The sequence below is a fragment of the Bacillus sp. Xin1 genome (assembly GCF_013314535.1).
In the GTDB taxonomy this organism is placed as follows: Bacteria; Bacillota; Bacilli; order Bacillales; family Bacillaceae_G; genus Bacillus_A.
On the sequence record NZ_JABUAE010000169.1, the window covers coordinates 1 to 596 of the forward strand.

1 pseudogene is annotated in these 596 nt (G+C 35.9%); it reads left to right on the forward strand.

The features are described from left to right. Nucleotides 1-126 precede the first annotated feature (126 nt). Nucleotides 127-596: pseudogene (locus HRG09_RS28320) on the forward strand (S9 family peptidase); the annotation flags it as partial.

Here is a 596-nt window from a genome sequence, read left to right on the forward strand (position 1 = left end):
AAGAATTCACCTATAAGCTGTTTAGATTAGTATTTTATGTAAGTCCTTGAATATGAGAAAAATGAATGATTCTATGTTTTTACTACACTAACGTGGATGTTATAAATAATTAAAGGAGTGATAGATATGACATTATCAGTAACCTATGAACAGTATAAGAAAGCAGAGCGCCTGCTTTCTTGGAACGCTATAAAAGATGTATTTAACGGCAAGGTTTTTCCTAATTGGCTAGATAAAGGAAGCCGCTTTTGGTATCAAAGGGATATACGAAAAGAAAGCGGACGCGGCAAGCAATTTGTAATAGTTAATCCATGGTCAAATACTAAAGAACCTGCTTTCGATCATGCTAAACTTGCAGAATCCCTCTCAAGTGTTATTTCACGTGAAGTTGATGCAGATAACCTTCCCTTCAATTCCTTTACCTATGTCAATGACGAGAGGGCTATTCAATTTGAAGTAGATGAATCCACGTGGATTTGCGATCTAACTAACTATCATTGTAAACAAATCAAAACTAAAAAATTATCTGCGCATGAACTTCCATCCCCTGATGGGCGTTGGGCTGCATTTATCAAGGGATATAACTTATTTGTACG